The 18,506-nt window shown below is 70.1% G+C and carries 16 protein-coding genes and 4 pseudogenes; 10 read left to right on the forward strand and 10 right to left on the reverse strand.

Features of this window, described 5'->3' with window-relative positions:
- Window positions 1–130: 130 nt before the first annotated feature.
- Complete coding sequence (locus tag J5X86_RS46830) at window positions 131–487, forward strand: WhiB family transcriptional regulator (RefSeq protein ID WP_014054622.1); 357 nt, start codon at window positions 131–133, stop codon at window positions 485–487.
- Between the two features lie 133 nt (window positions 488–620).
- Here J5X86_RS46830 and glpX read toward each other — a convergent pair whose 3' ends face one another.
- On the reverse strand, window positions 621–1,652 hold the full coding sequence (gene glpX, locus J5X86_RS46835) for a class II fructose-bisphosphatase (protein ID WP_208522720.1): 1,032 nt from the start codon (window positions 1,650–1,652) through the stop codon (window positions 621–623).
- A 184-nt stretch (window positions 1,653–1,836) separates the two neighbouring features.
- Between glpX and J5X86_RS46840 the strand changes: the two genes are divergently transcribed.
- Window positions 1,837–2,376, forward strand: coding sequence for a DUF4245 domain-containing protein (locus J5X86_RS46840; protein WP_208522732.1), 540 nt, complete (start codon window positions 1,837–1,839; stop codon window positions 2,374–2,376).
- A 106-nt stretch (window positions 2,377–2,482) separates the two neighbouring features.
- On the opposite strand, the gene J5X86_RS46845 is transcribed toward J5X86_RS46840, so the two are convergent.
- The 3 genes from J5X86_RS46845 to xseA all read right to left on the reverse strand — a co-directional run bounded on the left by J5X86_RS46845 (window position 2,483) and on the right by xseA (window position 4,951).
- On the reverse strand, window positions 2,483–3,073 hold the full coding sequence (locus J5X86_RS46845) for a malonic semialdehyde reductase (protein WP_093464367.1): 591 nt from the start codon (window positions 3,071–3,073) through the stop codon (window positions 2,483–2,485).
- A gap of 338 nt (window positions 3,074–3,411) precedes the next feature.
- On the reverse strand, window positions 3,412–3,720 hold the full coding sequence (locus J5X86_RS46850) for an exodeoxyribonuclease VII small subunit (RefSeq protein WP_208522721.1): 309 nt from the start codon (window positions 3,718–3,720) through the stop codon (window positions 3,412–3,414).
- Between the two features lie 10 nt (window positions 3,721–3,730).
- Window positions 3,731–4,951, reverse strand: a complete 1,221-nt coding sequence (xseA, locus tag J5X86_RS46855) for an exodeoxyribonuclease VII large subunit (protein ID WP_208522722.1) — start codon at window positions 4,949–4,951, stop codon at window positions 3,731–3,733.
- A 53-nt stretch (window positions 4,952–5,004) separates the two neighbouring features.
- Between xseA and J5X86_RS46860 the strand changes: the two genes are divergently transcribed.
- On the forward strand, window positions 5,005–6,075 hold the full coding sequence (locus J5X86_RS46860; protein ID WP_208522723.1) for a 4-hydroxy-3-methylbut-2-enyl diphosphate reductase: 1,071 nt from the start codon (window positions 5,005–5,007) through the stop codon (window positions 6,073–6,075).
- Complete coding sequence (gene ppgK / locus J5X86_RS46865; RefSeq protein ID WP_208522724.1) at window positions 6,072–6,863, forward strand: polyphosphate--glucose phosphotransferase; 792 nt, start codon at window positions 6,072–6,074, stop codon at window positions 6,861–6,863. The genes J5X86_RS46860 and ppgK overlap by 4 nt, the downstream gene beginning before the upstream one ends.
- On the opposite strand, the gene J5X86_RS46870 is transcribed toward ppgK, so the two are convergent.
- Complete coding sequence (locus J5X86_RS46870) at window positions 6,769–7,437, reverse strand: DUF6542 domain-containing protein (protein WP_208522725.1); 669 nt, start codon at window positions 7,435–7,437, stop codon at window positions 6,769–6,771. The genes ppgK and J5X86_RS46870 overlap by 95 nt on opposite strands.
- A gap of 208 nt (window positions 7,438–7,645) precedes the next feature.
- Here J5X86_RS46870 and ychF point away from each other — a divergent pair, with 208 nt between their 5' ends.
- The 3 genes from ychF to J5X86_RS46885 all read left to right on the forward strand — a co-directional run bounded on the left by ychF (window position 7,646) and on the right by J5X86_RS46885 (window position 11,005).
- Window positions 7,646–8,734 (forward strand): redox-regulated ATPase YchF, encoded by a 1,089-nt coding sequence (gene ychF / locus J5X86_RS46875; protein WP_208522726.1) that lies wholly within the window; start codon window positions 7,646–7,648, stop codon window positions 8,732–8,734.
- Between the two features lie 913 nt (window positions 8,735–9,647).
- Window positions 9,648–10,190, forward strand: a complete 543-nt coding sequence (locus tag J5X86_RS46880; RefSeq protein ID WP_208522727.1) for a SigE family RNA polymerase sigma factor — start codon at window positions 9,648–9,650, stop codon at window positions 10,188–10,190.
- Window positions 10,187–11,005: a hypothetical protein gene (locus J5X86_RS46885; protein WP_308124955.1), complete on the forward strand. Its 819-nt coding sequence runs from the start codon at window positions 10,187–10,189 to the stop codon at window positions 11,003–11,005. The genes J5X86_RS46880 and J5X86_RS46885 overlap by 4 nt, the downstream gene beginning before the upstream one ends.
- 527 nt (window positions 11,006–11,532) lie before the next feature.
- On the opposite strand, the pseudogene J5X86_RS46895 reads toward J5X86_RS46885, so the two are convergent.
- A pseudogene (locus tag J5X86_RS46895) lies at window positions 11,533–12,390 on the reverse strand (transposase); the annotation flags it as partial.
- Between J5X86_RS46895 and J5X86_RS51600 the strand changes: the two are divergent.
- The gene (locus J5X86_RS51600; RefSeq protein ID WP_243983208.1) at window positions 12,337–12,834 is read left to right on the forward strand and encodes a DUF6283 family protein; all 498 of its coding nucleotides are present in this window, start codon (window positions 12,337–12,339) and stop codon (window positions 12,832–12,834) included. The pseudogene J5X86_RS46895 and the gene J5X86_RS51600 sit on opposite strands and share 54 nt — an antisense overlap.
- A gap of 13 nt (window positions 12,835–12,847) precedes the next feature.
- Here J5X86_RS51600 and J5X86_RS46905 read toward each other — a convergent pair.
- Window positions 12,848–13,803 (reverse strand): annotated as a pseudogene (locus J5X86_RS46905) (IS5 family transposase).
- 659 nt (window positions 13,804–14,462) lie between these two features.
- Here J5X86_RS46905 and J5X86_RS51605 point away from each other — a divergent pair.
- The gene (locus J5X86_RS51605; RefSeq protein WP_308124957.1) at window positions 14,463–14,804 is read left to right on the forward strand and encodes a tyrosine-type recombinase/integrase; all 342 of its coding nucleotides are present in this window, start codon (window positions 14,463–14,465) and stop codon (window positions 14,802–14,804) included.
- 129 nt (window positions 14,805–14,933) lie between these two features.
- A pseudogene (locus tag J5X86_RS46915) lies at window positions 14,934–15,140 on the forward strand (hydrogen peroxide-inducible genes activator); the annotation flags it as partial.
- A gap of 77 nt (window positions 15,141–15,217) precedes the next feature.
- Here the strand turns inward: J5X86_RS46915 and J5X86_RS46920 are convergent.
- The 3 genes and pseudogenes from J5X86_RS46920 to J5X86_RS46930 form a co-directional block, all read right to left on the reverse strand.
- Entirely contained in the window at window positions 15,218–17,710 is a 2,493-nt protein-coding gene (locus tag J5X86_RS46920; RefSeq protein WP_208522730.1) for an ABC transporter permease, read from the reverse strand.
- Window positions 17,707–18,393, reverse strand: a complete 687-nt coding sequence (locus tag J5X86_RS46925; RefSeq protein WP_208522731.1) for an ABC transporter ATP-binding protein — start codon at window positions 18,391–18,393, stop codon at window positions 17,707–17,709. Before J5X86_RS46925 ends, J5X86_RS46920 begins: the two co-directional genes overlap by 4 nt.
- A pseudogene (locus tag J5X86_RS46930) lies at window positions 18,390–18,506 on the reverse strand (PadR family transcriptional regulator); the annotation flags it as partial. The pseudogene J5X86_RS46930 and the gene J5X86_RS46925, both read right to left, overlap by 4 nt.

Raw genomic sequence — 18,506 nt, forward strand, 5'->3', positions numbered from 1 at the left:
GTGCATAAGCGCGCGCACAGCGGGTAAGGCTTGGTGCATCGTCTCTCGTACGGCTGATGGGGGTGCTCACGGGGCCGTACACCTCGAGGCGGGCAAGGGTGACCACCGGAGCCGTCGTCAGGAGTAGACCGTGCTGCAACCGCATCAGCCCCTGCTGGAAGCCGCCGTGCCCCCGCAGCGCGTCCCCGCGCGCGATCAGGCCGGCCCCTGGCACTCGGAGGCGGTGTGCCGACGGGACGAGGCCGGGCTGTTCTTCGCCCCTTCCAAGGAGCCCACGGCTGCCAGGCTGTCGCGGGAAGAGGCCGCCAAGCGCGTCTGTGCGCGCTGCCCGGTCATGGTCGAGTGCCGGGAGCACGCACTGCTGCAGCCCGAGCCGTACGGCGTGTGGGGCGGGCTGACCGCGGCCGAGCGCCGGGTCGTGCTGGCCCGCCGCCGGCGCCGGGAGGCGGAGCTGCAGCGCGCGGTGCAGGTCGCCGCCGCGGGCTGAACTCTTCGGGACCTGGGCCGGGCCCCGCCGGGAGGCGGGACCCGGCCCTTGTCATGTGCCGTCTGCGCTATGTGCCGTCCGCGTCGGGCGCCGTCCGCGTTACGTGCCGTCTGCGTTACGTGCCGTCGCGCGCTCAGCTGGGCCGTTCGAAGTCGACGGCGGCGTAGGCGCGCAGCTTGGCCAGCCGGTGGGTGGAGTCGATCTGCCGGATGGTCCCCGACTTGGACCGCATGACCAGCGACTGGGTGGTGGCGGTCTCCGCGCGGTACCGCACCCCGCGCAGCAGATCCCCGTCCGTGATGCCGGTCGCGACGAAGAACACATTGTCGCCGCTGACCAGGTCGTTGGTCTCGAGAACCTGGTCGAGGTCGTGCCCCGCGTCGAGGGCGCGCTGCCGCTCCTCGTCGTCCTTGGGCCACAGCTTGGCCTGGATGGTGCCGCCGAGGCACTTGATCGCGCAGGCCGCGATGATGCCCTCCGGCGTACCGCCCACGCCCAGCAGGAGGTCCACACCGGTGCTCTCGCGCGCGGCCATGATCGCGCCGGCCACATCGCCGTCGGAGATGAACTTGATCCGGGCGCCCGCCTCCCGGATCTCCTTGACGATGCCCTCGTGGCGGGGCCGGTCGAGGACCACGACGGTGACGTCCTCGGGGCTGGACTTCTTGGCCTTGGCGATCCGGCGGATGTTCACGCCGGGGGGCGCCGTGATGTCGACGAACTCGGCGGCTTCGGGGCCGGTGACCAGCTTGTCCATGTAGAAGACGGCCGACGGGTCGAACATGGTGCCGCGCTCGGCGACCGCGAGCACGGAGACGGCGTTGGCCATGCCCTTCGCGGTGAGCGTGGTGCCGTCCACGGGGTCCACGGCCACATCGCACTCCGGGCCGGTGCCATCGCCCACGCGCTCACCGTTGAAGAGCATCGGCGCCTCGTCCTTCTCCCCCTCTCCGATGACGACGACGCCGTTCATCGAGACGGTGTGCACGAGGGAGCGCATGGCCTTCACGGCGGCGCCGTCGGCGCCGTTCTTGTCGCCGCGGCCCACCCAGCGGCCGGAGGCCATGGCACCCGCCTCGGTGACCCGGACGAGTTCCAGGGCGAGGTTGCGATCGGGAGCCTCGGGGCTGACCTCGAGCTGGGAGGGGAGATGATGCTCGGTCATCGGAGCGCACCTTTCTGTACGGCGACGGACCGGAGGTCCCTCCTTCCCGCAGGGGGCTAGGAGGGTGAGGGTGTTCATGACCTTATCCGCTGATTGGCTAAGTGAGCAGACAGCCCCACGCATGAGCACGGCCCTGTTGCAAGGCGCGGCGACCGGATGAGGGACGATAGGTGGCGTGGCAGGTATGCGTGGCAAAGAGACGGTCCGGGACATGGTGCTGTCGCTGGCGGCGATCGGCGTCGTCGCGGCGGCCATCTACCTCTTCGGCATCCCGCACGACGAGGGCGCCAAGGGCTCCGGGGTGAAGACGGTGGACTACCGCGTGGAGCTGGACACGGCCCGCCGCGCCGCCCCCTACCCGGTGGCCGCCCCCGAGCCCGGGAGCCTGCCCAAGGGCTGGCGCGCGACGTCGGTGACCTACCGCCCGGCCGCCGAGCCGGACGGCGCGCTCTGGCACCTCGGCTTCCTCGACCAGGACGAGGAATACGTCGCGGTCGAGCAGAGCGACGGCAAGCCCGTGCCGTTCGTGGAAGAGGTCACACAGCAGGCGCGGGAGACGAAGCGCACACAGCGGATCGACGGCGAGGAGTGGGTCCGCTACGAGGGCGACAAGTACGACGCGCTGGTGCGCCAGGAGCCGGGCGTGACCACGGTGGTCACCGGGACGGCGTCGTACGGGCAACTGACGAAGATGGCCGCCGCGCTCACCGAGAAGAAGGGCTGAGCGCGACGGCCGAAGGGCGTGGCCCGGACCAGCGGTCCGGACCACGCCCTTCGGTTTGTGGCTTGTGCTCTGTGGTCTGTGCTCTGTGTCTGCGGCCTGTGGCCGATCAGACCGTGGTGATGACCTGGTCGTAGTCCAGGCGCGGGCCACGGGGGAACCAGGCGTCCTCGCCCGGCTTGCCGATGTTGATGACCACCAGCGGGGTGTGGTCCTCGTCCAGGAACTCCTTCTGGATCCCGGCGGCGTCGAAACCGGTCATCGGGCCGGCGGCGAGACCGGCGGCGCGGATGCCCAGGATGAAGTAACCGGCCTGCAGCGAGGCGTTCAGCCCGGCGGCCTGCTCACGGGCGGCGCGCTCGGAGAAGAAGACGTCCTTGGCCTGCGGGAAGTGCGGGAAGAGCGCGGGCAGCTCCTCGTGGAACTCGTTGTCCGCGGCGAGGATCGCCACCAGCGGGGCGGTGGAGGTCTTGGCCTGGTTGCCTTCGGCCATGTGCTGGACCAGGCGCTCACGGGCCTCGGGGGAACGGACCAGCACGACGCGCAGCGGCGACTGGTTGAACGCGGTCGGCGCGTACTTGATCAGGTCGTAGATCGCCTGCACCTGCTCCTCGGTCACCGGCTCGTCGGTGAAGGTGTTCGCGGTGCGGGCCTCACGGAAGAGAAGGTCCTGAGCGGCGGGGTCGAGTACGAGTGCCATGGAAGAAACCTCTGCATAAGCGGGGATATCGCTGACGGCTTCTACTGTACGGCGCTTAGATTAATGTTCAACTAAAAAGTTGGCGCAGTGTGCGGAAGGTGCTCTGAATCACACAGTGCGCAGTGCGCCAAGACCGGCGCGGCCGGTCGAGAGTGGGGGATCGCGTGCAGCCGATCGACGGCGTCCGGTGGGCGGTCGACGGCGGGTGATCGACAACCGCCGGTGGACGGCGGCCGACGAGGGCGGCTGATCGAGGGCGGCGGTCGGCGGCGGGTGATCGACGACCCCCGGCGGACGGCGGCTGGTCGACGGCGGTCGACCGACGGCCGGCCCGCCGGTCAGCCCTCCGTGGCGCCCGCGCCCCCGTCGCCCTCCGCGCCCCCGTCGTCGTCCCCGTCTGCGTCCGTCTCGTCCGCCAGCGCCGCGTCCAGCCGCGCCCGTGCGCCCTCCAGCCAGCGGCGGCAGACCTTCGCCAGCTCCTCGCCCCGCTCCCACAGCGCGAGCGACTCCTCCAGACTGGTGCCGCCCGCCTCCAGGCGGCGGACCACCTCGACCAGCTCGTCCCGCGCCTGCTCATAGCCGAGCGTGGTCTCCGCCCGCGGTGCGCTCTGCTCGGCCTGCTGGGCCTGCTCGTCCGTCTTCGCCATGCCCCTCACCCTATTCAGCCGGACCGACAGCGACGCGCGCCCGGAACTCGCCCTCGGCGACCCGCGCCCGCAGCTCCTCGCCCTCCGTGACCTCGTCGGCCGCCCGCACCACCGAGCCGTCGGGGTGCTGCAGCACCGCATAGCCTCGCCGCAGCGTCGCGGCGGGGGAGAGGGCCACCACCCGCGCCTGGGTGTGGGCCAGCTCGGAGTCGGCCCGGTCCAGCAGATGGCCCAGGCAGCGGCGGGCGCGCTCCAGCACCGCCGTGATCCGCTCCGCGCGCTCGTCCACCATGCGGTGCGGCTCCCGCATGCACGGCCGGGCCAGCGCGGCGGCCAGCCCCCGCTCCTCCCGGTCCAGCAGCCCGTGCACACCGCGCAGCGCGCGCTCCCGAAGCTGCTGGACGCGCATCAGCTCCTCGCCCACATCCGGCACGATCTTCTTCGCCGCGTCGGTGGGCGTGGAGGCGCGCAGATCGGCGACCAGGTCGAGCAGCGGTGAGTCCGGCTCATGGCCGATCGCGGAGACCACCGGCGTACGGCACGCGGCCACCGCCCGCACCAGCTGCTCATCGGAGAACGGCAGCAGATCCTCCACACTGCCGCCGCCGCGCGCCACCACGATCACATCCACTTCCGGCAGCGCGTCGAGCTCCTTGACCGCCTCGATCACCTGCGGCACCGCGTGCACCCCCTGCACGGCCACATTGCGCACCTCGAAGCGGACGGCGGGCCAGCGCAGCCGTGCGTTCTCCAGCACATCGCGCTCGGCGGCCGAGGCGCGCCCGCAGACCAGCCCTATCAGCTGCGGCAGAAAGGGCAGCGGCTTCTTACGGTCGGCCGCGAACAGCCCCTCCGCCGCCAGTGCCTTCTTCAACTGCTCGAGCCGCGCGAGCAGTTCGCCGACCCCCACCGGGCGGATCTCGGCGGCCCGCAGGGAGAGCTGGCCCCGCGGCGCGTACCACTCCGGCTTGGCGTGCACCACGACCCGCGCGCCCTCGGTGACCGTGTCCGCGATTCTGTCGAAGACGGCGCGGAAGCAGGTGACGGTCAGCGAGATGTCGTAACTGGGGTCGCGCAGGGTCAGAAACACCACACCGGCGCCCGGGCGCCGGGACAGTTGGGTGATCTGCCCCTCGACCCACACCGCGCCGAGCCGGTCGATCCAGCTCCCGATCAGCCGGGACACCTCGCCGACCGGGATCGGCGCCTCCGCGGACGTGTTGACAGCCATGACCGCGAGGGTATCGGTCACCACCGACAGACCCCGGGGTCATCGCCCCTACCATGGGGGACATGACTGCAACCTCCGCCCGCCGGGTCCTGCTCGCGGCCCCCCGTGGCTACTGTGCCGGTGTCGACCGTGCCGTGATCGCCGTCGAGAAGGCCCTGGAGCAGTACGGCGCGCCGATCTATGTGCGCAAGGAGATCGTCCACAACAAGTACGTCGTCCGGACCCTGGAGAAAAAGGGCGCCATCTTCGTCGACGAGACGGAGGAGGTGCCCGAGGGCTCCATCGTGATCTTCTCGGCGCACGGTGTCGCGCCGGTGGTCCACGAGGAGGCCGCCGAGCGCAAGCTGGCCACCATCGACGCCACCTGTCCCCTGGTGACCAAGGTCCACAAGGAAGCAGTCCGGTTCGCCAAGGAGGACTACGACATCCTCCTGATCGGTCATGAGGGCCATGAGGAGGTCATCGGCACCAGCGGTGAGGCCCCGGACCACATCACCCTGGTCGACGGCCCCGACGATGTGAAGAACGTCGACGTGCGCGACGAGTCCAAGGTCGTCTGGCTCTCCCAGACCACCCTCTCGGTCGACGAGACCATGGAGACCGTGGACGCGCTCAAGGAGCGCTTCCCGCAGCTCATCAGCCCGCCCAGCGACGACATCTGCTACGCCACCCAGAACCGCCAGATCGCCATCAAGCAGGTGGCCGCCGAGTCCGACCTGGTCATCGTGGTCGGCTCCAAGAACTCCTCCAACTCGGTGCGGCTGGTGGAGGTCGCCATCGGCGCGGGCGCCAAGGACGGCCATCTGGTCGACTACGCGAGCGAGATCGACGAGGCATGGCTGGAGGGCGTCACCACGGTCGGCGTGACCTCGGGCGCCTCCGTGCCGGACGTGCTCGTCGAGGGCGTCCTGGAGTGGCTGGCCGAGCGCGGCTTCGGCGATGTCGAGGTCGTCCAGCCGATGCAGGAGTCCCTGACCTTCTCGCTCCCCAAGGAACTGCGCCGGGATCTGCGGGCGGAGGCGGCAGCGGCCGCGACGTCCGTTGGTGCGCCGGAGGCCGCGACGTCCGCCGGTGAGCCGGAGGCCGCGGCGGTCGCCGCTGAGGCGGAGGGATCCCAGCGGTGACGCAGGACCAGGGGGCCACGGGGGCATCCGCGGCGAAGGTGTTCGGCATCGACATCGGCGGTTCGGGCATCAAGGGCGCCCCGGTGGACCTGGACCGGGGTGAGCTCGCGGAGGAGCGCCATAAGGTGCTCACCCCGCAGCCGTCCACGCCCGAGGCGGTCCTGGACGGTGTGGTGGAGGTCGTCCGGCATTTCGACTTCTCCGGGCGGCCGGTCGGGGTGACCTTCCCGGGCGTGGTGAAGAACGGTGTCACCCTTACCGCCGCGAATGTCGACAAGAGCTGGATCGGCACCGATCTGGCGTCACAGCTCGGCGAGCGGCTGGACTGCCCCGTCACAGTGCTGAACGACGCGGACGCGGCCGGGGTCGCGGAGGTGGCCTTCGGCGCCGCCCGCGGCGTCAAGGGCACCGTGATCGTGCTCACCCTCGGCACCGGCATCGGCAGCGCGCTCTTCACCGACGGCCATCTGCTCACCAACACCGAGCTGGGCCATCTGGAGCTGGACGGTCACGAGGCGGAGAAGCGGGCCTCGACCAAGGTCAAGGACGATCACGAACTCAGCTGGTCGCACTGGGCGCGCCGGGTGCAGAAGTACCTCCATCACCTGGAGATGCTTTTCTCACCGGAGCTCTTCGTGCTGGGCGGCGGAGTGAGCCGTAAGGCGGACAAGTTCCTGCCGCTGATCGAGGGCGTCAGGGCCGAGATCGTGCCTGCGCAGCTGCAGAATAATGCGGGGATCGTGGGTGCCGCGATGGCCGCGGCCGCTGCTGCCGACGACGCCGGGTGACCAGCACGGCCCGCCGTACGAGCACGATCACCACGGTCAGCAGCGTCCCCGCGTAGAGCCAGCCGGCCTGCAGCGACAGCGCGGTGAACACCCCCACCGCCTGTCCGCTGAACCCGGCTGAACCGTCGTTGATCGGCAGCAGCCCGACCGTATAGGCCAGCGGCGCCGTCACCGGCGCCGCCAGCAGATCGGCGGGGCGCACCCACAGCCCGCAGGCCGCGCAGGCAGGCAGGAAGAGCACGCTGTACACGGTGGGTGAGCTGGAGAACAGCAGCGCGTCCAGGCAGCCGATGCCCAGCATCGTGAGCGCGGTCAGCAGCCCCGCGCCCAGCCCGGTCAGCCGGGGGTCCGGGAAGGACAGCCCCCGGGCCCGCCGCAGCGCGGCGGGCAGCGCCGCGGCCGGACCGGACGGCCCCGTCCGGCGCGCGGGCGGCCGGGCATCCCGGACCGGGCCGCCGGGCCGCCCACGGCCCTGACCCGCGCCTCGGCTCCGGCCGGAATACGTGTCGTCCGCGGCCGGGCGGGGCGGCGGGGCCGCCGCGCGGCGCGGCGTACGCGTGCTGTATTGCTCCACCCGACCAACGTAGGCGGCCGGAGGGCGGGAATCCGGTCTTGGACACGCCCTTCGCAGGACCTTGGCAGTGTGTTCGACCGATTGTCAGCCCGGCCGGGTGATCGGCCGGGCGATCGGGGGCGGCCCCGTAGACTGGTGGACCGGCCCCGCCGGGGTCCGTCCTCTGTCCTCACATCCCGACCACGGGAAGTTACGGGAAGTCGCCAACGTGTCGCTCACGATCGGAATCGTCGGTCTGCCGAATGTCGGCAAGTCGACCCTTTTCAACGCCCTGACCAAGAACGACGTGCTGGCGGCCAACTACCCGTTCGCCACCATCGAGCCCAACGTCGGCGTGGTCGGCGTCCCCGACCCCCGCCTGGACAAGCTCGCCGAGATCTTCGGCTCGGCCCGCAAGCTCCCCGCCACCGTCGACTTCGTCGATATCGCGGGCATCGTCAAGGGCGCCTCGGAGGGCGAGGGACTGGGCAACAAGTTCCTGGCGAACATCCGTGAGTCCGACGCCATCTGCCAGGTCATCCGCGCCTTCAAGGACGAGAACGTCGTCCACGTCGACGGCAAGATCTCGCCGAAGAGCGACATCGAGACGATCAACACCGAGCTGATCCTCGCCGACCTCCAGACCATCGAGAAGGTGCTGCCGCGCCTGGTCAAGGAGTCCCGGATCAAGAAGGACAAGCAGCCCCAGGTCAAGGCCGTCGAGGAGGCCAAGGCCATTCTCGACGAGGGCCGCACCCTCTTCTCCGCCGGCATCGTCCAGGGCAGCGAGCGCGCCGCCCTCCTCCACGAGCTGCACCTGCTCACCACCAAGCCCTTCCTCTACGTCTTCAACGTCGACGAGGACGAGCTCACCGACGAGTCCTTCAAGGCCGAGCAGCGCGCCCTCGTCGCCCCCGCCGAGGCGATCTTCCTCAACGCCAAGCTGGAGGCCGACCTCGCCGAGCTGGACGAGGCCGAGGCCCTCGAGCTCCTCCAGTCCGTAGGCCAGGAAGAACCCGGCCTCGCCACCCTCGCCCACGTCGGCTTCGACACCCTGGGCCTGCAGACCTACCTCACCGCCGGCCCCAAGGAATCCCGCGCCTGGACCATCAAGAAGGGCGCCACGGCCCCCGAGGCGGCCGGTGTGATCCACACCGACTTCCAGAAGGGCTTCATCAAGGCCGAGGTCATCTCCTACCAGGACCTCGTCGGCACCGGCTCGGTAGCCGAGGCCCGCTCGGCGGGCAAGGCCCGTATGGAGGGCAAGGACTACGTGATGCAGGACGGGGACGTGGTGGAGTTCCGCTTCAACGTTTAGTGGCGGTCTTGGCATCGACGTGGCGATCTAGCAAACGCGCAGGTCAAACGGGGTCGGCCCCATGCGAGGCCGACCCCGTTGCCGTATCCGTTGCTGGATCCGTGCTGGATTACCTGACGCATCGTCATCTGTCGTCATCCCTGGTTATCTGTACCACTGCTGGATCCGTGCTGGATGGAGCCGGCGAAGACGTCAGCCGGGTGTGGGGGTGCCCGGCTGCGGTTTCTGTCGCCAGGGGGGACGGGGGCGGGGGTTCGGTGGCGGCTAGCGCCGTCCCGCGGCGGAACGCCGGTCATGGGCCCGCGCGGGCGCGTGACGGGGGCTGCGTTACGGGGACATCGGGCGGGTGGCACGGGGCTTGGCCGCAGGGTCGAGTCCCCGGCGGGGCACCAGACAGATGGGAATGGCGGCGCGTGGTGGTCGCTGGGATCACGCCTCACTATCGAGTCGACGCTGCACCTATGAATCAGCGCGGCCGTTGGCCGCAGGTTCGAGTGCTGGGCAGGGCGCCACACAGAAGGATGGCGGCCCTCACCTGGAAGTGGAAGGACGTCCGCCGACGGTTCACCGACCACACCGGTCGGTGGCAAAAGCCCTCGGCAGACGGGATCGAACTGTTCGACGTCCAAGCGGTGACGGTCACCCGCTACCGTTACAGAGGCAACGCGACCTCGAACCCCTGGCCCCCCAACCCCGCGCGAACGGCAGAGTCCGTGGAGAGCCCGGTACTCGGAGACGGGTACGCCGCGTTCGGCGAGCGGCACGGAGGAACGGACCGGCGGCAACACCGGCACCGCGCTCCGTGCCGACTCAACAGGCACCCCCCGCTCCGACGAGAACGCGGAAAAAGATTCCGCGGTGAGGCAACGGTCTCGGCCTCTCATGGCCTCTTTTGAACATCTAGGAGGTGCTCATGGGGGTTCGAAAACAGGCCGGGGACAGAGAGTTCCAGGCCTTCGTCGTCGGCCGCTGGCCGCGGCTGATGCGCACGGCATTCCTGCTCACGGGGGAGCAGCACGCCGCGGAGGATCTGGTCCAGTCGACGCTGGAACAGGTCTATGTGGCCTGGCACAGGGTCGCCTCGGCCGACGACCCAGAGGCGTATGTACGACGAGTGATGATCAACGCGCATGCCCGCAGATACCGCAGGAAACTGCGGGAGTTCCTGGTGCCCAGGAGCGAGGACGCGGGCCTGACACACGAGGTGGCCGACACCGGTGACCGGATCGCCCAGGCCGACGACCGCCACACGCTGCTGAAGGAGCTGGCCGAACTGCCGACACGGCAGCGGGAAGCAGTGGTCCTGCGCTACTGGGAGGACCTCACCGAGACACAGACGGCCGAGGCGATGGGCTGTTCGGTCGGCACGGTGAAGAGCAACGCAGCCAAGGGGATCGCGAAGCTGCGCGCCATATCGGGACTGGCGGAGACAGTGACGCAGGGAGGACGAAAGTGAAAAGCGCGGACTGGGAGACGAGCCACAACATGACACAGCACGACATCGCACTCCTGCTGGCCGACGCGGCCGACGAGGTGAAGATCGGCATAGCCCCCGCCCAGGCGCTGATTCGCGGCGGTCGCCGCCGCAAGGCCCGTCGCTGGGCGGTCGTGGCGACCACCACCCTGGTCGTGGCCGGCTCCACGGGGGCTCTGGCGCTGACGGGGCTGTCCGGTGACGGGGACCGGGGGGTGTCGCCGGCGAGCCGGCCGGTCGCCAGCGCGGAGGCGTCCGAGCCGCACATGCGGACGACCCTGGCGAGCGGCACCGACGCGGGAGTGCCGTGGAGGGTGTACATCGACGTGTGGAAGGCTCCGGCGGACACGGCGGAGGCCCAGGCCACCCTGGCGGCGATGGCGAAGTTTGGCGAGCACCCGGAGGACGTCTCCACGGCCTCCGAACTGGTGGGCAAGGTCGCGCACTTCGTGCACCGGGTCACCGGTAAAGAGGCGAGGACCACCCAGATCGCGGACATGGCGCTACCTGAGGACGACGTCCTGTCCGGCGGCGAGTACGGGACCGTCTCGCTCCCGCTGCTCCCCGGGAACGGCACGGCCCCGCGCCTGGTGACTGGCCAGGTCGCCAAGACCGCCCGGGAGGTCACCTGCACCTGGAAGGACGGCACGTCTACCAAGGTCGGCCGTGCGTCCGCGGCCACCGAGGCGAACGCCGCCGTTCCGGTCATCCACAGCCCCAAGCACTCGCCCTACGACTGGTTCGTCTGCCTGGCGCCGAAGTCCACCGCGTTCGAGGGGATCAAGGTGACGAAGTAGACGAAGCGGGAGACCGAGTGCGGGGAGCCGAGGCCGGACGACGGTTCGCGACGCCCGGCGGCCCCCGGAGCCCCGTCCGGGCCGGGCCGGGGCTCCGGAAGACGCCCGCGGCACCGGGGGCAGGGGGAGGCTCTCCCTTCCCCTCCCTGGCGGGGTGACACGAGCCCCCCACAGCTCCCCGCCCGCACCGGGCGACGGGGGAAACCCCGCCGCACCGGGTCCCCGTCGGGGTACCCGCTACGGTCCGTCTTCACACGGATCTTGCCCAGAGCAGGAGTGATGCGAGTGTGACCGCCCGCTTCGTAGGAGGTGGCGGTCTTTTCGTATCTTGTGGCGATGCCGCGGAAGCCCTTGAGGCGGTTGGAACAGCGTTCGACGGTGTTGCGTCGGTGGTATGCCTCCCGGTCGAACCCTGGCGGCCGCCCGCCGCGGCTTTCGCGGTTGTGACGGTGCCTCTGCTGGTCCGTCTTCTCTGGGATGGTGTGTGCGATGCCGCGTCTGCGCAGACACCACACGACTTTAAGTTGTCAAGCCGCGGCGGCGAGTTCGGTAGGGAAGGCGGTGCGTTCGTCGAACAGCTCACGCTTCTTCAGGCAGTGGTAGAGCTGTCCGATCATTCGGTTGAAGAGGTTCCGCTGGGCGGCTGCGTGCCAGTCTCCGTGCTCGTCACGCCGCCGGTAGTGGGCCATGGCTCCGGGGGAGGTCTTCAGGGCGGAGAACGCCCACAGGTAGCCGACGTGGTTCAGGCGGTCGTTCTTCACCCACCTGCGGGTGATGCTCGACTTCTTCCCGGAGGCTCGGGTGATGGGCGAGGAACCCGCGTACGCCTTCAGGCTGCGGGCGTCGGCGAAGCGCTCGCGGTCGTCCCCGATCTCGACGAGCACCCGCGCGCCGAGCTGGATGCTCAGTCCGGGGAAGCAGCAGATGATGTCAGCGTCTGGGTGCTGAGGGAAAGTCTCTTCCACCGCCTGGGCGAGGTCGTCGGCAGCGGTGCAGGCGGTATCGAGCTGGGCGAGCGTCTGCTGGCCCAGCGCATCTTCGACCAGGGGTGGCTGGTGGGCCCAGTAGGCGCGGAAGACCGCGCAGAGTCCTTCGGCCTCGGCCTCGATTCCCCGCTGACGGCCGGCGCTTGAGCGCCGCGCCGATCCTGCGCGGGTCAGCCGGGCGGTCCTGGCCGGGGTAGGGGCGGCCTTGAGGAGTTCGCGGGCCTCCGGGCGGCACAGGCCGTTCTTCCGTGGCTCGAAGGCCGCCAGGGCGTCCGGGTAGTACTCGTATAGCGGGGACCGGAGCTGATTGGAAGATCTGCTGGCGGTTTTCCAGGTGGCGTCCTGCTGGACGCGGCCAAGGACAGCGATAGCGCGGGCCAGGTCGACGTCGTTGGGCAGCCGCACTGGCTACATGTCCTCGTCACTTCGCCCCCTGCGCAGCGCTCCTGCGAGAGCTGTCCTTATCGACGCGACGTACCCGCAGGGATCTGGGCCAGTGAGGAATACGCGAAGCTCCGGCGCTACGACGCCGAAACTCCAGACCAGCCCGCAGGGCTGTTCCAGTGCCATCAGGCCGATGCCGACAGTGCTGTCCGGCGTGTTTGTGCTGGCTGGGCTGGATGCCACGAGGGTGAGGAACTACTCGCCCTGCGGTTGGCGGTGCTCGACGGTTGCATCGACGCCGCCACGTACAGGACTGTGGTCGAGTACGTGTCGCCGGTGCCCCTGTTCCCTTCAGGCAGCGAAGCCGCTGTTCACGGTGAGGCGCGCATCGCTGCGCCAGTCAAGGAGGCCCGCCGCCTGATCAACAAGATTGCTCGGACACGCAACGACCTGGTGTAGTAACGGTTCTTGGTCATGAGCGGGGCCAGATGAGGAGCGCGGCGACCGTCACGGTGCCGAGGAGGACGTATCCGCGCTTGTCATAGCGGGTGGCGACGGCTCGGAACTGTTTGATCTTGTTGATCGCTCGCTCGACGGTGTTCCTGGCTTTGTATCGGGTCTTGTCGAAGCCGGGCGGTCGGCCACCGTCAGAACCCCTGTGCCAGCGGGCGGCCTTGGAGTCGTTCCTCTCGGGGATCACGTGTCGGATGCCGCGGCGATGCAGGTAGGAGCGGATGAGGCTGTTGCTGTATGCCTTGTCGGCGCCGACGCTGTCTGGAAGGCACCGTGGCCGGCCCACGCCGAGCCGGGGAACGCGGATCTTGTCCATGACGGGCTCGAACTGCGTGCAGTCCGCCCGCCGGCCGGGCGTGACGACCAGGGAGAGCGGGCGGCATCTACCGTCCGCACTCAGGTGGATCTTCGTGGTCAGTCCGCCGCGGGAGCGGCCGAGAGCTTCGCCTGCCGTTCCGCCTCCGCCAGAAATAAGCGTAGGCGCATGTGCGCGCGCATGTGAACTGATCTTTGCGAGGCCCCTTTTGAAGCACCCAGAGGTGCTGATGGCGGAGCTGTCGGCGCGCCAGCGGCGTGCTGGTGGGCCCGGATTGAGGTGGAGTCGACGTTGATGTTCCAGTCGATGTCACCCGATGCGTCAGCGACGGCTTGGACGTGCTGGAGCAGTCGTTCCCAGGTGCCGTCGACCGACCACAGGGCATGGCGTTTATGGATGGTCTGCCACGGGCCGAAGCGTTCGGGCAGCTTGCGCCACTGACAGCCGGTGCTGAGCCGGTGGATGATCCCGTTGATCACCTGTCGGTGATCCCGCCACCGGCCGCACCGGTTGTTACCCCTGGGCAACAGTGGTTCGAGCACCGCCCACTCGGCGTCCGTGAGATCCCCCTGCTGAGCATGACCAGAACAACGAGTCACTGATCGAAGAGACACCCCCTAGCCGGCGTGCTCCGGAGACTGCTCCCCGCGCCCGCGGGGATGGTCCCGGAACGCAGACGCTGTACCGGATCGGGGGCCGCTGCTCCCCGCACGCGCGGGGATGCTCCCTCACAGCCTGGGAGAGGGGCAGAGCCACCACAGCCCGGCCTGGCATGCCTGGACGTCATCAGGTCATATCCGCTGAAGTGGTGTATCAACAGCCATTCGACGGTCTGTTTTTAGGGCTATATGGCGATTTCGGTGGTGAGGCTGGGGGTTTGTTTGTTTCTGACTCGACCGGTGGAGGTGGGCGGACGGCAGTGATCGGCTTGTTCGAAGACAGTCCGCAGCAAGGTGTCGACTCAGGGCTGGGAAAATCTGAGGACCTGCGATAGCAGGGTACGGGCGTAGTGGGTGCGACACCGACCGAATGCGTCCCACCCGCAGTAGGTCCCCCGTACGCCTCGGAAGACGCCTATGCCCGATGCCCGGCGGTGGCCCCGCATTCTGGCACGTAGTCAGCTCCAAAGCGCACCGCGAAGACTGCGAGACCCGCTTCATCCCGCTCAAGCACCGGGCCGAGGGGGCGTACCGGGACGTCCCCTCGGCCCGACTTCCTCGCCCAGGAGATTGACGCGCACCTGCGCGACTGGGGCACGGTGACCGCGTCGGGCCAGGAGGTGTTGTTCGCGCCGCGTGACCGGGCCAAGGGCACCATGCCCACAGCTACGACCTATGCCTACCACTTCCGGAAGACGCTCAAGGACGCGGGCATCATCAAGCCAGACGGAAGCCCGAAGTACACACCGCACTGCCTGCGTCAGATCTTCGCCTCGACCGCCCTCGCCCATGGCATCCCGATCCACGAGGTCTCCCGCTGGCTCGGTCACAGATCGATCAAGACCACGGTCGATGTCTACGGGCATCTCGTACCCGCCTCCTGGGGCCGCTGCCGGACTGTCATGCAGACCGCCCTGCGCCCCGGCGCACCCACGTCGTAGCAGGACCAGGCGGTTGCCCGGCTGCTTCCGGATAACCACTCGCCCGGAATCGTACCCACGACTTTGAGGCCGGCACCGCCATACGAGCGGGGCGTTCTTCTGGAGCCTTCAGATCGAGGCGTCCCAGGGGCCGCCGGGCTCTCCACGCTGGTGCAACTCGTCGGCGGCGGGCTCGGGGTGACGCTGCTGCCGCGTACCGCGCTAAGGGTCGAGACCGGCCGTAACGAGGACCTGGCCACCGGCGACTTCGCCGACCCGGCCCCCGCCCGCCGCATCGCCCTGGCCACCACGCTCCGGGATGCGGTGCGACCGCTGCCGGTGCGGGTCGCGCGCTGACGCGGGCCGCGCGCCGACGCGCCGTCGCGGCGGGGGTCCCTCCCCGCCGCGACGGCGCGTGTTCTGCCAGTAGGGGGCTACTCGGTGCGCAGGCCCTCCGGGCGCATCATGCGCCACAGCGGCGGCAGGCTGGCCAGGGTCACCACCAGGATGACGCCCGCGCCGATGCCGGTCATCGCGGCGAGTCCGGCCCAGTCCACGGCGATCCCCTCGCCGACCATCTTCAGCAGCAGGACGCCCAGCGCCAGCCCGCCCGCGATCGACAGTGCGAGGCCCAGCACCACCGGGACCGCGGTCTGCCACAGGATCGACCAGCTCAGCGTGGAGCGCCGGGTGCCGAAGGCGACCAGGACCGAGAGCAGCCGCTTGCGGTCCCGCAGTTGCTCCAGGGTGGTCACGATCATGCTGGCCCCGATGAGCAGCAGGGTCGAGGTGGCGCCGATGAACAGGACGTTGCGGATCGTCTGGAACTCGGACGACTGCGACGAGCTGGTGATTTGCGTCACGTCCAGCGTCGGGGCGATCGTCACGCTGGCGTTGCGTACGTACTCGTCGGCGTCCGGCACCTTCGGGTCCAGCCTGAGCATCGCCACCGCCTGCGGGTTGGCCAGGTCCGAGACGTCGAAGGCGCCGGGGGTGGCGAAGATGCCGGAGTGCAGGGCGCCGTTCGGGTCCTCCCTGGACTCCACCTTCTTGGCCGAGCGGGGGACCGTCCACAGCTTCTGCTTGCCGGGCGTGGGCATGCCCTCGTCGTCGAAGGCCACATTGACCTGCGCGCCGGGCTTCGCGAAGGCGTTGTCGGGGCCCGTGTACTCCGGGTCTCGGGTGACGATGAAGGCATCGCCGTCCCGGCAGCTCGTGATGTGGGCCAGCTCGCGCAGCGCCGGGCAGCCGGCGACGGTGAGGGAGTTGGTCGGGATGTCGGCCGGGTCCTTCGCCTTGCTGTGCGCGTCGGAGATGGAGCCCTCGGTGATCTCGAGCACGCTGCGCACGCCCTTGGCCGCGCCGAGCCGGTCGAAGGCGTCGCGGGCCTGGGCGCCGTTGTCCACCTTCATGTTCATCATCAGCTGGGCGCGGTTCGGGTCCTGGTTCGTCTCCTCGGTGCTCTGGCCCTCCACGCTCGCGAAGAGCATCTGGAGCGCGATGGCCCCGGCGACCGCCACCGTGATGCCGCTGACCGCGCGAGCCGCGGTGCCGCTGCTGAGCTGGAGCCGCCGGGTGGCGAGCAGCCAGGGCACCGGGCCCTTGCCGAAGCGCTCCACGACGGACTCGACCAGCCACGGCAGCAGCGCGGTGGTGCCGATGAGGAGCAGCACGGCACCGGCCGCGGCCTGGTACGACTGGAAGTCGCCGCCCGAACTGCCCACCCCGAAACCGCCCGCGAGCGGAGCCAGCAGCCCGATGCCGAGGAGCGGCAGCAGCAGCCGCCACCACAGCCGCCGCCGCTTGGGGGTGGCGTTCCGTACGACGCCCAGCGGTTCGATGGCGATGGCGCGCAGGGCGATGAGCGTGACGGCGACGGCCGAGGCGGGCACGGTCAGCACGATCGCCAGGGCGAGCGGGAAGGAGGGCGTGATGTCGGAGGTGAAGAAGCTCAGGCCCATCATCGAGGCACCGCCGACGGCCTCCCGCAGCAGCAGGAAGAGCGTGGCGCCGACCGCGAGCCCGAGGAGGGAGCCGAAGAGCGACTCGCCCGCGGCGATCCGCCGGGTCATGTGGATATCGGCGCCGACCAGCCGCAGCGCGGCCAGTCTCCGGTCGCGCCGCTCGCCGCCGAAGCGGGCGGCGGTGGCGATGAAGATGAGCACCGGCAGCAGCAGCACCACACAGCCCATGACGACCAGCAGCACCAGCGCGGGGTCCAGCTCGTCCCCGCTGGTGTCCTGGGCACCCCAGCTGTCGAGGTGGTAGCTGGAGGGGACGCTGTCGAACTGCTTCGGGGTGATCCCCGCGTAGTAGCGCAGCTCGGTGGGGCCGGACAGTCCGCTGTCGCCGATCACCCCGGCGACGCGGTACGGGAAGCGGTCCCGGAGTAGCTTGCCCTCGTCGGAGTCGAGCAGCTTCTTCAGCGCGGGGGAGACATACATCTCCCCGGCGGCCGGAACGCCGCTGATGCCCGGCGGATGGGGCGGACGGTCGCCATCGGGCGCCAGCACCATGCCCGAGATGTCCATGTCGCGGAAGTCGGTGTCCGCCTGGGCGACGTGGACCGTGCCGGGGCCGGGCTCCGGCTCCTCCCCGAAGCCGAAGGCGGCGATGGCGTTGGACCGCTCGGTGCGCGCGGAGTCCATGGTGGGGACGGAGGCGGCGAACAGCAGCAGCGTGACGCCGAGGCCGACCCCGACCGCCGTCATGATCGTCCTGGCCCAGCTCTCCCGTCCGCCGGTGACCGCGAACCGCCCGCCCATGGTGAGGTCCGCGGCCCAGCGGGTGATGCCGGGGCGCTGCGGGGGCTCCTCGGGGGCCGGGGGCCGGGGCGGTACGGCCGCCAGGGTCGCCTGGCCGGTGCGGCCGCTCGTACCGGTGTGGCCGTCGTCGGGGCCGGCGTGGCCGTCGTCCGGGCCGCTCATCGGGCGCCCGCCATGTCCCGCGCCTTGCCGTCGCGCACGACGACCTCGCGGTCGGAGTACGCGGCGACCCGCGCCTCATGGGTGACCAGGACGACGGCGGTACGGGACTCGCGGGCGGCCTCGGTCAGCAGCTCCATGACCCGCTCGCCGTTGAGCGAGTCCAGCGCGCCGGTCGGCTCGTCGGCGAACAGCACCCGCGGCGCGGTGACCAGCGACCGGGCGACGGCGACCCGCTGCCCCTGGCCGCCGGAGACCTCGCCGGGCCGCTTGTGGGCCACGTCCGCGACCTCCAGCCGCTCCATCCAGGACAGCGACCGGGCCTCCGCCTCCTTGCGCTTGACCCCGTTGAGCCGCAGCGGCAGCGCGACGTTCTCCACACAGGTCAGCTCGGGGACGAGCTGGCCGAACTGGAAGACGAAGCCGAACTCGCCACGGCGCAGGCTGCTGCGCTCGCTGTCCGACATGGCGGACAGCTCGCGCCCGCCGTAGTGCACCGAGCCGGAGTCCGGCCGGACGATCCCGGCCAGGCAGTGCAGCAGGGTCGACTTGCCGGAGCCGGAGGGGCCCATGACGGCGACGACCTCGCCGGGGTGGATGGAGAACTCCGCGCCGTCCAGCGCGGGCGTAGGGCCGTACGACTTGTGCAGGTCGTCGGCCATCAGCAGGGATCCTGCCGGGGTCATGAACGCACCGCCTTGGCGAGTTGGCCGAGGCGGGCGGCGGTGAGTTCCAGCCAGCGCAGATCGGCCTCGAGATGGAAGAGGGCGTGGTCGCAGATGAGTTGGTCGCTGAGGTC

Origin of the sequence: Streptomyces sp. NEAU-YJ-81 (genome assembly GCF_017592595.1) — a bacterium.
Classification (GTDB): domain Bacteria; phylum Actinomycetota; class Actinomycetes; order Streptomycetales; family Streptomycetaceae; genus Streptomyces; species Streptomyces hygroscopicus_B.